Origin of the sequence: Vibrio sp. Vb1026 (assembly GCF_033338745.1) — a bacterium.
GTDB classification, from domain to species: Bacteria; Pseudomonadota; Gammaproteobacteria; order Enterobacterales; family Vibrionaceae; genus Vibrio; species Vibrio alginolyticus.
Genome location: NZ_JAWOTH010000003.1, coordinates 41740 through 57273, shown reverse-complemented (window position 1 = coordinate 57273; position 15534 = coordinate 41740). Strand labels below are relative to the sequence as shown.

The following is a 15534-nucleotide window of genomic DNA, read 5'->3' as shown; positions in this document are numbered from 1 at the left end:
CGGGGCTAACTTTAACAATGACGAAATAAAAATACTGATATAATTATCTGTTCATTATACCAATTCGCTTGTTAAAGATAGCGACTTTCTTAACAATCTATTAAAAGAATGTACTCAGTTCATCACACTATTTAACTGTGCAATGAGTTCAGAGCATTCACTCAAACAGTTCTTCCCCATACGCAAACGCGATGGGCCTGTGCAGAAGTCTACGAATAACAAAAATACGGCAAGCAGTATTTGTCGAAACGCAAACTTTGCGCCCCCCGCGAGGGGAGCCTAAATTACTGTAATGCGAAATCTGGAGACGCATCGTGCATCTAAGTCCTAACGATTCAAATCAATACCGCTACATTACCTTGAGCAATGATCTGCGTGTACTGCTGATTCATTCCGATACAGCTCAACAGTCGGCAGCTGCTCTGGCAGTGAACGTTGGACACTTCGACGACCCAAACGATCGCCAAGGTCTGGCACACTATTTAGAACACATGCTTTTTTTGGGTACGGAAAAATACCCTAAAGTGGGCGAGTTTCAAAGCTATATTAGCCAACACGGTGGAACAAACAACGCTTGGACTGGTACAGAGCACACTTGTTTCTTTTTCAATATTGCTCCAAATGCCTTTGAAAGTGCCTTAGATCGATTTAGCCAATTCTTTACCGCACCTTTGTTTAACGAAGAAGCATTAGACAAAGAACGCCAGGCTGTCGACTCCGAATACAAGCTCAAACTCAATGATGATTCTCGTCGCCTGTATCAAGTTAACAAAGAAGTCATCAATCCAGAGCACCCGTTTTCAAAATTCTCTGTCGGAAACTTAGATACTCTTGGCGACCGAGATGGTAAATCCATCCGCGACGAAATTGTGGAGTTTCACCACTCTCAGTATTCCGCCGATTTGATGACACTGACTCTATTTGGGCCACAGTCGCTCGATGAACAGCAAGCTTGGGTAGAAACCATGTTTGCCGACATCCCAAATCACCACCTTCGTGGAAAATCGATTGATGTACCGATAGGCACTGAGGAAAGCACGGGCATTTTGGTTCAAGTCGAGCCGCTCAAAGAGTTCCGTAAACTGATTCTCACATTCCCCATGCCGGGAATGGATGCGCATTATAGCGTGAAGCCACTCTCCTACTTTGCTCACCTGTTGGGTTATGAAGGAGAAGGCAGTTTGATGCTTCAACTCAAAGAAAAAGGCTGGATTACTTCTCTCTCAGCGGGCGGCGGCGCGAGTGGCAGTAACTACCGAGACTTTACCGTAAGCTGCACCCTGACGCCAAACGGCTTAGATCATGTTGATGATATCGTTCAAGCAGTTTTTCAATACCTCTCGATGATCAAACAAGACGGGTTAGATGAATGGCGCTATCTCGAAAAACAAGCGGTATTAGAATCGGCTTTTCGCTTCCAAGAGCCATCGCGCCCAATGGATCTCGTCAGCCATCTGGTGATCAACATGCAGCACTATCAACCGGAAGACACGGTTTATGGTGACTACAAAATGGCGGGCTACGATGAGGAGTTACAGCGTTCATTGCTGCGATACTTAACCATCGATAATGTACGCGTCACTTTGATTGCTAAAGGCCTGGAATACAACCGTACTGCCGAATGGTACTTTACCCCGTACTCCGTCACACCTTTTAGTGAAGACCAACGTCGTTTCTATCAGCAAATCGACCCAAGCTGGCAATTCGTCTTACCGGAAAAGAACCCTTATATTTGCTACGACCTCGACCCCATGCCACTCGAAAATGGTGATTCACTGCCAGAGTTGATTGAGGATCTCGAAGGGTTTCGGCTGTGGCATTTGCAAGATGACGAATTTCGCGTGCCAAAAGGTGTCGTTTATGTCGCTATCGACAGCACTCATGCCGTTGCATCACCAAAGAACATCGTCAAAACGCGCTTATGTGTAGAGATGTTCCTCGATTCGCTAGCAAAAGAAACCTATCAAGCAGAAATCGCAGGGATGGGTTACAACATGTACGCTCACCAAGGTGGCGTGACCTTAACCCTCTCAGGGTTCAGTCAAAAGCTGCCTCAGTTGCTGGAAATGATTCTGCACCGTTTTGCTTCTCGAGATTTCAGCCCTGCTCGCTTTGAAACCATCAAACAACAACTGTTACGAAACTGGAGAAATGCTTCACAAGATCGCCCTATTTCGCAGCTGTTTAACGCACTTACTGGGTTACTTCAACCCAATAACCCGCCTTTCGCAACCTTAGTCGAAGCGCTAGAAGAAATCGAAGTCGATGAACTCTCGGTATTCGTAGAATCCATTCTTGCAGAACTGCACGTTGAAATGTTTGTTTACGGAGACTGGCAACGCCAGCAAGCCCATGACATGGCTACGACCTTGAAGGATGCTCTAAGAGTTAACGAGCAACGTTATGAAGAGGCACTTCGTCCGCTCATTATGCTAGGTAAAAATGGCAGTTTTCAACGTGAGGTGCATTGTAACCAGCAAGATTCCGCGGTCGTTATTTACCACCAGTGCGAGGATATTGAGCCTCGTAGTATCGCGCTATACTCATTGGCCAATCACCTTATGTCGGCAACGTTTTTCCACGAAATCCGTACCAAGCAGCAATTAGGTTACATGGTAGGCACTGGCAATATGCCGCTAAATCGTCACCCTGGTATTGTACTGTATGTGCAGTCACCTAATGCAGCACCTGCCGAGCTGGTTACCTCAATCGATGAGTTTTTAAATGCCTTTTATATGGTGTTGTTAGAGTTAAACGATTACCAATGGCACAGCAGTAAGCGCGGCTTGTGGAACCAAATAGCAACGCCGGACACCACACTTCGAGGTCAGGCTCAACGTCTTTGGGTTGCGATAGGAAATAAAGACACTGAGTTTAACCAACGTGACAAGGTACTGGCGGAGTTGAAGAAGCTGACGCGCGCAGACATGATTCGCTTCGTTGTGAACGAATTGAAACCTCGTACTGCAAATCGTTTGATCATGCACTCTCAAGGTCAAGCGCATTCGGAGGCTCCGCGCATCCATCTAGGACAAGAAATTGGATCAATTGAAGAGTTCCAACTTCGGCCAAAAGATTGCGGCTTGGGGTGATCTAGTTGCGCAGAAATAAAATTGTCGAATACTAAGTATGTACCTAGAGCCCAGTGAGATTGTCGGTCTCATAGATTGAATCGGCACCATAATTAGCAGAAAATTGAAATTACGCCATTACGGCTTATGCTCTAATTCCCCGCACTAAAAATAACTTAATGAGGTAGTCATGAAAAAAGCACTTTTACTTGTGGCTCTTATACTGCCATTGGCATCTGCTCACGCTGAAATCTCAGTCAAAGGCGATGGCTTCGAATTAAGTGACGACTGTGTGCGCCTTAGCGGAGACAATGTATCTATCAACTCAGATGATTGCTCTTCAAAGCAGTGGAATGATAAAGACAAAAAAGGTAACAGCAGCGTTCACGGGGACGACAACCCAGGTAAAGGCCACAATAAAGATAAGAAAGACAAGAAGAAGTAACCATTTCTTCTTTATGAAAAAGGCTTGCCACTGGCAAGCCTTTTTCTCTACCGAAGCAACGTTTAATAGAACGTTGTCCCTTCACCAGCTCGAGTAAGCAAACCATCACATGGCGCGTAACGATCGCCATACTTCGATGCAAACTCATTCATTTTCTCTACGAGCTCTTTAATGCCAAATTGGTCCATGTAACGGAACGGACCACCCAAGAACGGTGGGAAACCAATACCAAATATCGCGCCAATATCACCGTCACGTGGCGAGCGAATGATGCCATCATCCAAACAACGTACCGCTTCATTCAGCATTGGCAGCACACAGCGCAACGCAATATCGTTATCGCTTAGCTTAGATTCAGGGTCGAGCTTAAGCAGTTTGTAAACTGATTTGTCGACATCTTTCTTCTTGCCCTTGTAAGTGTAAAAGCCCTTACCACTCTTGCGTCCTTTACGTCCATCATTTAACAAGATATCAAACACATCCGGGCCTTTGAATCGGTCACCTAACTCATTAACCAGAATCGGCATAATTTTCGCGCCAATGTCGACACCGACTTCATCCAGTAAGGTAATCGGGCCAACAGGGAAACCAAAGTCAAGCAACGCCGTATCAATCTTTTCGATCGGTTCGTTAGCCAACAAAATATGCGCCGCTTCGTTCATGTATGGAGCAAGAATGCGGTTCACGTAAAAGCCCGCTTTGTCTTTCACTACGATCGGGGTTTTACCTTGCTTCTTAGCAAGTGCAACAACTGTTGAAACGGTTTCATCTGACGTCGTTTCATGCGGAATCACTTCCACCAAAGGCATTTTTTCTACTGGGCTGAAGTAATGCAAACCAACTACGTTTTCTGGACGCTCTGCTTTTTCTGCAATTTTGTGGATAGGCAACGAAGAAGTATTGGTCGCAAAGATAGTTTCTGTCTTAGCGTTCGCTTCAATGTCCGCCACCATTTTTTGCTTAAGATCTAAGTCTTCAAAAACGGCTTCAATTACGACATCAATATGATTAAAACTGGTAAAATCGACACCACCAGACAGTTGCAGCATTTTCGCTTGCAGATCGGCCTTGGATAGAATGCGACGTTTACGCTGTTTCTCAAATAACTTGTAGTTGTAGTTGAGCGCATTTAAAACGCCATCGTTGCTGACGTCTTTGATGCGAACAGGTACTTTTGCTTTTGCAACAGACACATGGCTGATTCCGGCGCCCATCAGACCACCACCAAGCACACCAACTTTATGAACTGGTGCTGGTTTCGCATCCGTGCCATTTTCTTTCTTCATTTCTGTTGTGGCAAAGAAGATCGAACGGAGCGCTTTTGACTCTGAGCTCATCACAAGCTCACCGAAGCGCTTCGCTTCAAGTTCTTGACCTTTAGCGAAGCCTTTCTCTAAGCCATGTTGAATAACTTCTAGAATTGCAACCGTTGCTGGATAGTTACCGCGAGTTTTTTGATTCGTTTTCTTCGCAGCTTGCTCAAATACAAACTTGCGCCCTAGCCCGCTACCAGACATCACCTTTTCTTTCGTCGATAGCTTTTTCGTGCCCTTGTTTTTACCTTTGTCGATAAACTGTTTTGCTACGTCGAGCAAAATGGTGTCAGGCACACAGGCGTCCACAACGCCCAATTTTTTAGCTTTCTTCGCACGAAGTTGTTTACCCGTCAGGATCAAGTCCAACGACGGTAACAGGCCAATCAAACGTGGCAGACGCTGAGTACCACCAGAACCTGGCAATAAACCAAGTTGTACTTCTGGCAGACCTAAACGCGTTTTGTCAGAATCCGTACAAACACGATAATCACATGCAAGAGCCAGTTCTAAACCACCGCCCAAACATGGGCCATGAATAGCCGCAACGACAGGATAAGGTAAGTCCGATAGCTGCTGGAACAACTCCTGACCTTGCCTTGCTAAGGCTTCCGCTTCACTTGCTGTGGTGCATGCTTCTAGCATTCGAACATCAGCACCCGCAACAAAATTGTCCGGTTTTAGGGAGTGGATGATCATCCCTTTAATACCACTGGAGTCTTTTAGCTGAGCAAAAATTTCTTTCATTTCGTCAGCAAAAGCCGCCTGCAGCGTATTCATTTTTTCATTAGGAACATCAATTGCTAACCAAGCAATATTTTGCTCATCAACCTTTAGACTAAATGCTTTTTGCTCGCTCATTACTCAACCTCCAGAATCATTGCCGCACCAAGACCACCAGCAGCACATGCGGTATTCAATGCAATACCACCGCCACGGCGTTTTAGCTCTCGTAGGGTTTGCGTCATCATACGCGCACCAGTCGCAGCAAATGGGTGACCATAAGCAATTGATCCGCCAAGCACGTTGAACTTATCCATGTCAATTTCACCAATCGCTTTTGAGCGACCAAGGTTTTCTTGAGCAAACTTATCGGAAGCAAACATCTTCACATTCGCCAATGCTTGAGCAGCAAAGGCCTCGTGCATGTCGATCAACGTCAGGTCTGACAGTTCCAAGCCTGTATTTTCAAGCACTTTCGCTGTGGCATAAGTCGGCCCCATCAGCATGTCCTTTTCCACGCCGATAGCAGAGAATGCATAACCTCGGATGTAACCAAGAATCTCCATTCCGAGCTCTTTCGCTTTACCTTCTCGCATCAACATCACTGCCGCACCACCATCAGTCAATGGCGTACTGTTCGCAGCCGTAACACTGCCATACTGACGATCAAACGCAGGTCGCAATTTCGCGTATCCCTCAACCGTTGAGTCATGACGGATATTGTTGTCTTCCGAAATCCACTTTTTGTATGGTTCAGGGAAAGCCGTCATCACTTCATCTTGGATTTTTCCTTCTTTCCAAGCTTGAGAAGCCAGCGTATGAGAACGATGTGCAAGCGCATCCTGTTCTGCGCGAGAAATACCATGTGTTTTAGCCATTTGCTCTGCAGTTTGTCCCATGGATAAACCCGTAGAGTACTCTGCTACTGCTGGTGGCACTGGCATCAGGTCTTTAAAGCTCAAGTTTTTGAGGATACTAAGCTTCTGACCCATTGTTTTTGTCTTACTAAGAGCAAGCAGATTAGCAGCCAATTTCTTTGATACGCCAATAGGCAGGACGGAAGAAGAGTCTGCACCGCCAGCAATACCAATATCGATGGTTCCCGCCATGATGCTTTCTGCGACATTAACCGCCGCTTGAAAACTCGTCGCACACGCTCGAGTCACACTGTAAGCATCAGTATGGATGTTCATACCGGTGCCTAACACGATTTCTCGTGCGATGTTTGGCGCTTCAGGCATTTGTACTACTTGTCCAAATACCACTTGTTCGATTAGCTTCGGATCAATATCTGTTCGAGCAAGCATTTCGCTTACTACCATTTTCCCTAAATCGACCGCTGGCACTTGGCTTAATTCCGTGCTTTGACGAGCAAAGGGAGTTCGAAGCCCCGCGACAATAGCGACACGCTCACCATTGCGTGTTTTTACTTCCTGCTTGCCCATTGTTTCTCCTTAAATACAAGAGGTCTGACCTGATGCATTGTAATGAATTTGTTAAATTTATCAAACGTGCGTTTAAATAAACGTGAAGCAAGTAGTTCAATTACTCTACTTCTTTGATTCTTATGCGATTACTAATGGTTAACTATAGAGAGTTAAAACGGTAAGAGGTATACGGAAAGTAAAATCGAAGCAAAAAAAAACCACACATAACTGTGTGGTCGGAATATCTATAAAACAATTAACTTACGCCAATTGAAAAGTAATCAGTTTCCTGATTAGGAGAAAGTAAAGTCAGCCTTCAAAAGGAAGTGTCATCTTGCTCAACATGTTAGTCGCAATGACTAACGAGATGACAAGGTGTACTATAACCCCTTCACTGCTTGATATTTTGAAATAGATCAATTTTATAGTGATTTTACGAGTTTTAAGCTCACCTAAAGCGATTATTGATTCAAAACAATTCAAGAATCCACCATCAGAAGTCCCTTTTAATGCTCCATCGAGTGAACTTATCCAAGCCATTGATTACTAATGATGATATTGTTAACAATATATATCAATTCGTGTTCGATGATATCTGACATTTGCGTATACACTTTTAGGTAACCACATGGCTTATTGTGTCAAAGGGGTTGCATGACAAATCCTGCAACCAAAACCGCTAAGCGATGAAGCAAATAAAGTCATGCTCAGAACAAATAAGAAACTCACAGAGCGAGGATGGAGGCTCCTGTGGCCATATTAAAAATGTTTGGAAAGAAAAATTCCAACAGTCCGGTCAACTCTGATATGGACAAGCAAAGAAAATACGAAGCGCTCGTCCGAGGGTATCATCGTGACTTGTACCGCTACGCATATTGGTTGTGCAAAGATAAAGCGGTCGCGGAAGATTTAGTTCAGGAAACCTGTCTTAGAGCTTGGAAGTCACTCGATAGCCTCCAGGACGAAAAAGCTGCCAAGTCTTGGCTCATCACAATATTGAGACGAGAAAATGCGCGCCGCTTCGAACGTAAACAATTTGATTTAGTTGATATCGATGATTACGGCAATGATGCTAAAGTCAGCGATGACTCACATCATCAGCAAGAATGGCTGCAGGCACAGATCATGAAGCTCGATGTTGAATACCGTGAGCCTTTATTTCTCCAAGTTGTCGGTGGTTTCAGTGGAGAAGAAATTGGCGACATTCTTGATTTAAATAAAAACACAGTGATGACTCGACTATTTCGCGCTCGTAATCAACTTAAAGAGATGTTGGATTCTCAAGATACCAAGAGAGGACAAAAGAATGGATGATTTAGAATTTCGTCGTCGTATTTTGTCGGATCCAAAACAAAAGGATGAAGAGATTCTGCAAGCTTTAGCTGGTAGCGACGCCAACAATAAGTTTGTTGATGACGTTTTGGATCTCGATGTAAAAATTAAACAAGCCATGAATGTGGATGTACCCGAAGATCTCGCAGATAAGATTTTATTTAGCCAGACGTCGAGTGCACTTGATGAAGAGAAGGTCGTCAGACCAAACTTTGTCCGCAAAGCAATGGCACTTGCCGCTTCTATTGCGTTCACCGCAGGGTTATTAGTTGGTCAAGTAAACTGGGGAAATGTTTTGGTGTCTCCAGCACAAGCCAGTTTAGCGGATACCGCGATGAAACACGTAATTCATGAAGAACCGTTTGTTCGTCATCTTGATGAGGATGTACCGAGCTCGCAAATTAATGCGAAAATGTCGCCATTTCATTACCAGTTTAGTGAAAACTTTCCATATCACGTTTACTACCTAAACCACTGCGGTTTTGGTGAATCCAATGCGGTGCATATGGTGTTCCAAGGTCCAAAAGGTAAAGTAACGTTATTTATTACTGGTATTCCAAGCGAACAAAGTACCGACTTTAATAAGGATGGCATGACCGGAATCGTTCAGCCCGTTGGGAGTTCAAGCCTGATTTTAGTCGGGGAAGAAGGTGAAAATATTGATGCTATCGCTACGACTCTTGCATCAATGATTAAGCCGATGTAACAACTTCGACGATTTCCAGCCTTCAAAAGGTTAAATGCCGCTAAATGATCTTACTTAGCGGCATTTTTGTATAAATAGAACGCAAAACATTCACCATCGCTATACCATTTAGAGCTTAAACTCTAAATTATGCATTTTAAGTGCAATTTCCCGTCTTTTAGACATCATTTCTGCAATTTTTATTCAATTTTATCCAATGGTCGGATTTGTCCAAGCAATTATTGATACTACTATCTGCGCCACTGAGCAAAAGCTCAATTTATCGTCCAAAGAGACGAATCTAATAAGGAAAAACAAATGACTCAGAACACGCGTCTGTTTAAAAAGACTCTCCTAGCAGTAACGGTAGCTTTTGCCTCAGGTCAATCGATGGCAGCGGGTTTCCAAATCAACGCTCAATCAGCAACTGGCATCGGCCGTGCATTTGCTGGTGATGCAGTAATCGCAGATAATGCAGCAGTAATGGCTCGTAACCCAGCAGCAATGGCTCTGTTTGATAAAATGGAACTGTCGCTAGGTTTCGAAAGCATTACTTCAATGATTGAAGTGAAAGATGCGAAATATTGTGGTTCAACGTGCCAAGTAGCACCAACACTGTTCAAGCCTGTCGACTCAAACTATGACGACGCTGGCGATACTTCTATTGCACCGAACATTCATCTAATCGTTCCTGTAAATGACAAGTTTGCATGGGGCGTAAACGCATACTCTAATTTCGGTACTAAAACAGAATTCGACAATAGCTTTGCGGCAAAAGAATATGGCGGCTTAACTGATGTTAAGAGCGTAAACTTTGGCCTTGCAGGTTCTTACCGTCTCAATGAACAATGGAGCTTTGGTGCTGGTTTAGATTTAATCTACGGCCAAGGTACAATGAAGCGTGAACATGCTGCAATAGGCACACTCGTCGATGTAGACGAAGCTGATGGTTGGGCTGTAGGTTTCAATGTTGGTACTGTGTACGAGCTAGATGAAAACAATCGATTTGGTCTTGCATACCGTCATAGTCCAGAAATGGAAGCAAAAGACGATAAAGGTCAAAAAATCACACTACCTTTACCAGATATGGCCGAGTTCTCCGGCTTCCACAAAATTCAAGACACTAAGTTTGCTGTACACTACAGCATCCAATACATTGGCTGGGAAACTTTCGATCAAATTGAATTCTCTAACTTAAAAGGCTCTCCTCTTGGCTCATCGTACGATAAACAGTACCAGTGGCAAGATGGTTGGCACTACTCGATTGGTGGTACATATTACCTAAGTAATAACTGGACACTTCGTGCTGGTTACATGTACGACACGAGCGCCCAAGCTGACTTAACGTCTGTTTCCGTTCCTGACTCAGATCGCCAATGGTTCTCTACCGGCTTTACTTATCACATTGATAGTAAATCAAATGTCGACTTTGGCTTTACGTACCTAATGGGTAAAGATGTTGAGGTAAATGAATCAACACCTAACCCAATGTACAACCCAAGTGACGCTCAAAGCCCTCAAAATATCTCGAGCTTGTCAGCAACAACACGCGCTGATGCTATTCTATTCGGCTTACAATACAGCCGTAGCTTCTAAACGCTTCGCTGTTAGTTAGTAGAAAAATACTTTATATAAAAGGCTGGATTTCCAGCCTTTTTTCATATCTGCGATTTATTGCCCACTCAATTTGAGTGAACACGTGTATCTAAATCTCACAATTAGGACGCACAGCTGTTCGCTGAATTCCGTTTACAAGCCTTTCACAGTTAGATTATTAAACCGCACAAATAACATTTAAAAGCATAATATTCCAAATGACCACTTACGCTGGATTTTCATTTCTAAAGTAAAAACTCTACCTTTAAACTTTTGTCCCACGTTATAAACAAATCAGCGAACATTCGAATGAAAACCAACAAGACTCTTCTATCAACAGCAGTGGCATTAAGCCTACTTGGCGCAACGGGCATGGCTAACGCAGCAGGTTTCCAACTTGCTGAATATTCTGCAACAGGCCTAGGTCGAGCATATGCTGGTGAAGCTGCAATGGCTGACAACGCAAGTGCACAATGGCGTAACCCAGCAATGCTAACTTATTTGGAAGGCACTCAAGTGTCCGTTGGTGCAATCTATGTGAACCCAAATATTGATATTGAAGGTGATGTAAACTTCCACGGTAGCACTTCTTCTGCATCTTCAGATGACTTCGCACATGATGCAATCATTCCAAACTTCTACCTATCACACCAATATAATGAGAAATTCGCGATTGGTTTGGCATTTGGCACCAACTACGGCATGGAAACCGATTTAGGTAAAGGCTTTGGTGCCTCGCACTTCGGTAACGAAGCAAGCGTAACGACAATGGAAGCGAACTTGAACGCAGCTTACAAAGTCAATGAATCAATCAGCGTTGGTGGTGGTATCCGTTACATCATCGGCGAAGGCAGCTTTGGCGCAGCAGCTCCTAAGAATAACGTTGTAGGGTTAAACCCTGAAACTAATCAACCAATCAGTGTTCCTCAAGGTACCGCTCTAAAATACATGGAAGGTGACGATACCGCTTGGGGCTGGCAAGTTGGTACAGCATGGCAGATCAATGAAAATAACCGTATCGGATTCGCGTACAAATCTGAAGTTGAACTGAAGCTTGAAGGCCATGCTGAAGGTCTTGGTTTTGGCTTCGGTACTTCTGAACGCGACAACGGCTACATGTATCTAAACCTGCCTGCAACGGCTGAGTTGGCAAGCTTCCACCAAGTAACAGACCAACTTGCATTACACGCAAGCGTTAACTGGACGGATTGGAGCTCTTTCGAGAAATTGGAAGCACGTCTAGATACTGCTGGCACGCATATGGTTAAAGTAGAAAACTGGGAAGACAACTATCGCTTTGCTGTTGGTGCCACTTACCAGCTTGATCCTAAGCTAGCGCTACGCACTGGTATTGCATACGATACTTCAGCAGTAAGCGACAAAAACCGTACGATCACTATTCCAGAAACTGACCGCACTTGGCTAAGTATTGGCGCAACGTACGATTGGACGAAAGACTTCAGCCTAGACGCTGGCTTCACCTATATTTTTGCGAAAGACGCACCAATCGTTGAGTCTCGTGGTTACAAGTCAGACGACACTGCAGAACAAGTCGGTGGCCAATTCGTAGGCGAAACTACGGGTAATGTTTGGCTAATCGGTGTTCAAGCAAACTACCGTTTCTAACCAAGCTGCAAAATACAAAAAAGGCTTAGCATCAGCTAAGCCTTTTTTCATTTCTCTATTGTGAAGAACAACGCTTAAAAGTCTTCTAGGTATTCGTCTAAATACTCTTCTTCTTCGATGTTAACTTCTTCTACCGTTTCAACTTCTGCTTTAAAGTTTTGACGCTGGATATAAACATCGCGAGTTAGAATATATGGATCCGGCGACGAGTCTAGCTGCGCTTCTTGCGGTACTAATAAAGCACGCTTCTCCATTCCTTCAAACGCCCACTTACCCAAACTCGCCCAGAAGTTGAGATAAGAGAGGGGTAAATACGTACTATCTACGGTATCTGTCACTTCACGTAAGGTATACGGACCATAACCTGGAACCATGAAGTAAGGACCATTTCCAACACCATAGTGGCCTACCGCATCACTGAACGCTTTCTCGTCGTACTTCGTAATACCCGCGGCACTTGCAATATCGAATAAACCGAAAATACCGAACGTCGAGTTAATCCAAAAACGGTTAAAGTGGTCCACGGCTTTCGTACCATTACCCATGATTAAGTTATTAACCATGCTTGCTGGCTCATCTAAGTTCGATAAGAAGTTAGCGATACCAGAACGAATAGGAACTGGCGTGTATTCTACATACGCAAGTGATACAGGACGAACCAAATACGGATCTAAATATTCGTAGTTGAGTTCCCACATGGTTCGGTTAAAGCCTTCCAACGGGTCATACACATCAGAAGTCGTTTGATTTGTTTCTTGTCCTGTTACTGCTTCATCAGGCGCACTTGAACAGCCAACCAGTCCAACGGCTAACAGCAACAAGAAGGTAGATTTACCCTTGTTATACATTTTATTTTCCATAACGACTATTAATGTACCTAAGTCACCCCGATTAACCATTGTACGTATGTTGAGCAGGATACATAGTAAAGATGACTCAGATATGGGAATAAATAAAGGCCAGCAATCGCTGGCCTTCGGTATTCTACTCGATCGTTTAGAGTCATACCACTAAAGGCAACTGACTCTACCTCGTTGTCATGTTTCAGAGACAGATGTTAACAATTAATACTGCTGATCAATGGTCACTTCTACTGGTGCGCCAAATTCAACGACGTCACTTTCTCCGTGCCAATCTTGATCACGCGTTGCTACGTTACCGTCAGAATCTACACGCACACGGACGATTAGCTTATCGAGTGAAGATAACTTTTGCCCTTGCATCATGGCATTGCCATCATCTAATACGACTGTGCGAGGGAAAGTACCTAGCGGATAACGAGCAGCAGCCACAGGCATCGGGGAGCCATCTGAACGGTGTACTGACACAATCAGAACTGCGTTTGGATCCAACCGAGCATTTGGTGCCACATTAATTGTCACTGCTACACTCTTATCCGGTGAAACCGCTTCGCCCATTTGCTTACGAGCACTCTCAATACTGCGTGACAACATCTCGTAGCGGCTATCTTCTGGACCAATCATTTGCTGCATGATTCCCCAATACTTGATGGCTGCCGGGAAGTCTTGACGCTCAAACGCATCGAACGCTAACAAAGAAAACACACGCAGGTCGACATAGTCTTGCTGCATCAGCTTGCCGAGTAATGAGCGAGCCGTCGCTTGATCCATTTCCTCTTGAGACAGCATCAGAGCTTGTGCATAACCCAACATCACATCAGGATCTTTGGGCTCTAGGCGGTATGATTTTTCCATCGCATCGATAGCCGTGGTGACATCACGATTTGCTAACGCAATACGACCTAGCAGTAACCAACCTGTCGAGTCTTCCGGCTGGTAATGTAAGCGAGTTCGAAGGGCAAGGGTCAAATCCGCCATTTCATCGTCACTCAGCGGCTCAGAAGAAGCCGACATCAGCTTTTTCGATAACTCAGGTAGATTTGCAGACACTTCTTGCCATTGAACAATATCGTCTGACGCGCCAAATTTATAATACAAACCATAGCTCAGCACCACCGTCAGAATTACCGATGGAACTAAAACCGCGATTGGAGAAACCTTGGTTTCTTTTTGCGCTTTATCACCAGGGATATCGTCAAGCAGTGATTGCTTTAGATCAGAAATCAGTTCGTCTTCACTTTCAACCAGACCTTCGTCAGTTTCTTCTGCAAGCTCAGATAGTCGGTCTTTATAAAATGCCTTGTTGAGCTCATCGCGTAACACATCATCATTGTTCGCTTTTTGTTTAATCAGCGGCAAAGCCACCAGCGCACAAGCAATAAGCGTGAGAGCAACGGTGGAAATCCAAAATAGTGTCATTACTTCTTATCTCCGTTGTTCTCTTCTTCAAGCAATGCTTTTAAACGAGCTTCTTTTTGCTCATCCCATTGCTCGTCACTGCTCGCTTTTGCCTTAACTTTAGATTTACGGCTACGCAGTACAATCAAACCAAAACCACCCAGTACTACAGCGAGTGGCCCTAGCCACAAAATCGCAGTCGCGACCGTAAATGGTGGGTTGTAAGTCACGAAGTTACCGTAACGGGCGATCATGTAATCAACAATCTCATCTTTGGACTTACCTTCTTTGGTCATTTCGTACACCTTATGGCGTAAGTCCTGAGCAAGTTCAGCGTTAGAATCCGAGATCGTGTTGTTCTGACATTTAGGGCAACGGAGCGTATGGCTTAACTCTTTGAACTGCTGTTCTTGTTCCAAATTATCAAACTCGTACACTTCAATGGCCGCATGAGCAGCAAGAGATAATGTCATCGCAGCAAAAACGGCAAGAATTAGCTTTCTCATTGCTTCGCCTCCTCAACCAATTTGTTGTAAAGCGGCTCCAGTGTTTCTGACCAATTACGTGGGTTTACATCCCCTACATGGCGATAGCGAATCACACCATTTGCATCAATAATGAATGTTTCTGGAGCACCATAAACGCCAAGGTCAAGGCCAAGCATACCGCTGCCATCAAATAGGCTGATCAAGTACGGGTTGCCGAGATCATTCAGCCAACCTATTGCTTTATTACGATCATCTTTGTAATTCATACCGATGATCTTAACGCCCTTACCCGCCAATTCGTTTAGGTATTTATGCTCTGCATAACACGTTGGGCACCACGTTGCCCAAACGTTCAAGAGCAACGGTTCACCTTTAAAAATTGATTGGTCGTACTGTTTTCCAGGCTCAGCCAGGTCTTCTAAATGAAATTCAGGAACTGGCTTGCCAACCAAAACCGACTCCAATTTAGTTGGATCATCGCCCTCTTGGTTACGCATTAATTGGGTTGCGAAAATGCCCGCTAGAATCATGAAAGCGACAAGCGGAATAAATAAGATTTTCTTATTCATG

At 44.3% G+C, this 15534-nt stretch carries 12 protein-coding genes; 6 read left to right on the top strand and 6 right to left on the bottom strand.

Features of this window, described 5'->3' with window-relative positions; genetic code table 11:
- Positions 1–314: 314 nt before the first annotated feature.
- Positions 315–3092, top strand: a complete 2778-nt coding sequence (locus tag R7E47_RS06805; protein ID WP_318083991.1) for an insulinase family protein — start codon at positions 315–317, stop codon at positions 3090–3092.
- Between the two features lie 169 nt (positions 3093–3261).
- Positions 3262–3516 (top strand): hypothetical protein, encoded by a 255-nt coding sequence (locus R7E47_RS06800; protein ID WP_017635936.1) that lies wholly within the window; start codon positions 3262–3264, stop codon positions 3514–3516.
- Positions 3517–3578: 62 nt separating this feature from the next.
- On the opposite strand, the gene fadJ is transcribed toward R7E47_RS06800, so the two are convergent.
- Both fadJ and fadI read right to left on the bottom strand, forming a co-directional pair.
- Entirely contained in the window at positions 3579–5690 is a 2112-nt protein-coding gene (fadJ, locus tag R7E47_RS06795; protein WP_005384446.1) for a fatty acid oxidation complex subunit alpha FadJ, read from the bottom strand.
- The gene (fadI, locus tag R7E47_RS06790; protein WP_258483204.1) at positions 5690–6997 is read right to left on the bottom strand and encodes an acetyl-CoA C-acyltransferase FadI; all 1308 of its coding nucleotides are present in this window, start codon (positions 6995–6997) and stop codon (positions 5690–5692) included. The genes fadJ and fadI overlap by 1 nt, the downstream gene beginning before the upstream one ends.
- 720 nt (positions 6998–7717) lie before the next feature.
- Between fadI and R7E47_RS06785 the strand changes: the two genes are divergently transcribed.
- The 4 genes from R7E47_RS06785 (at position 7718) to R7E47_RS06770 (ending at position 12218) form a co-directional block, all read left to right on the top strand.
- Positions 7718–8293, top strand: coding sequence for a sigma-70 family RNA polymerase sigma factor (locus R7E47_RS06785; protein ID WP_005380528.1), 576 nt, complete (start codon positions 7718–7720; stop codon positions 8291–8293).
- A complete protein-coding gene (locus tag R7E47_RS06780; protein WP_005380527.1) occupies positions 8286–9017 on the top strand; it encodes a DUF3379 domain-containing protein in 732 nt (243 codons plus the stop codon). Before R7E47_RS06785 ends, R7E47_RS06780 begins: the two co-directional genes overlap by 8 nt.
- A 297-nt stretch (positions 9018–9314) precedes the next feature.
- Complete coding sequence (locus R7E47_RS06775) at positions 9315–10592, top strand: outer membrane protein transport protein (protein ID WP_149192451.1); 1278 nt, start codon at positions 9315–9317, stop codon at positions 10590–10592.
- 309 nt (positions 10593–10901) lie between these two features.
- Positions 10902–12218: an outer membrane protein transport protein gene (locus R7E47_RS06770; RefSeq protein WP_042522518.1), complete on the top strand. Its 1317-nt coding sequence runs from the start codon at positions 10902–10904 to the stop codon at positions 12216–12218.
- A 74-nt stretch (positions 12219–12292) separates the two neighbouring features.
- Here the strand turns inward: R7E47_RS06770 and R7E47_RS06765 are convergent, their stop codons facing one another.
- The 4 genes from R7E47_RS06765 to R7E47_RS06750 all read right to left on the bottom strand — a co-directional run bounded on the left by R7E47_RS06765 (position 12293) and on the right by R7E47_RS06750 (position 15533).
- On the bottom strand, positions 12293–13066 hold the full coding sequence (locus tag R7E47_RS06765; protein WP_005380523.1) for a VacJ family lipoprotein: 774 nt from the start codon (positions 13064–13066) through the stop codon (positions 12293–12295).
- Positions 13067–13282: 216 nt separating this feature from the next.
- Positions 13283–14497 carry a c-type cytochrome biogenesis protein CcmI gene (gene ccmI, locus R7E47_RS06760; RefSeq protein ID WP_318083990.1) on the bottom strand — a complete coding sequence of 405 codons (1215 nt, stop codon included), beginning with the start codon at positions 14495–14497 and terminating at the stop codon, positions 13283–13285.
- Positions 14497–14982, bottom strand: coding sequence for a cytochrome c-type biogenesis protein (locus R7E47_RS06755; RefSeq protein ID WP_005380519.1), 486 nt, complete (start codon positions 14980–14982; stop codon positions 14497–14499). Before R7E47_RS06755 ends, ccmI begins: the two co-directional genes overlap by 1 nt.
- Positions 14979–15533, bottom strand: coding sequence for a DsbE family thiol:disulfide interchange protein (locus R7E47_RS06750; RefSeq protein WP_005380518.1), 555 nt, complete (start codon positions 15531–15533; stop codon positions 14979–14981). The genes R7E47_RS06755 and R7E47_RS06750 overlap by 4 nt, the downstream gene beginning before the upstream one ends.
- Position 15534 lies beyond the last annotated feature (1 nt).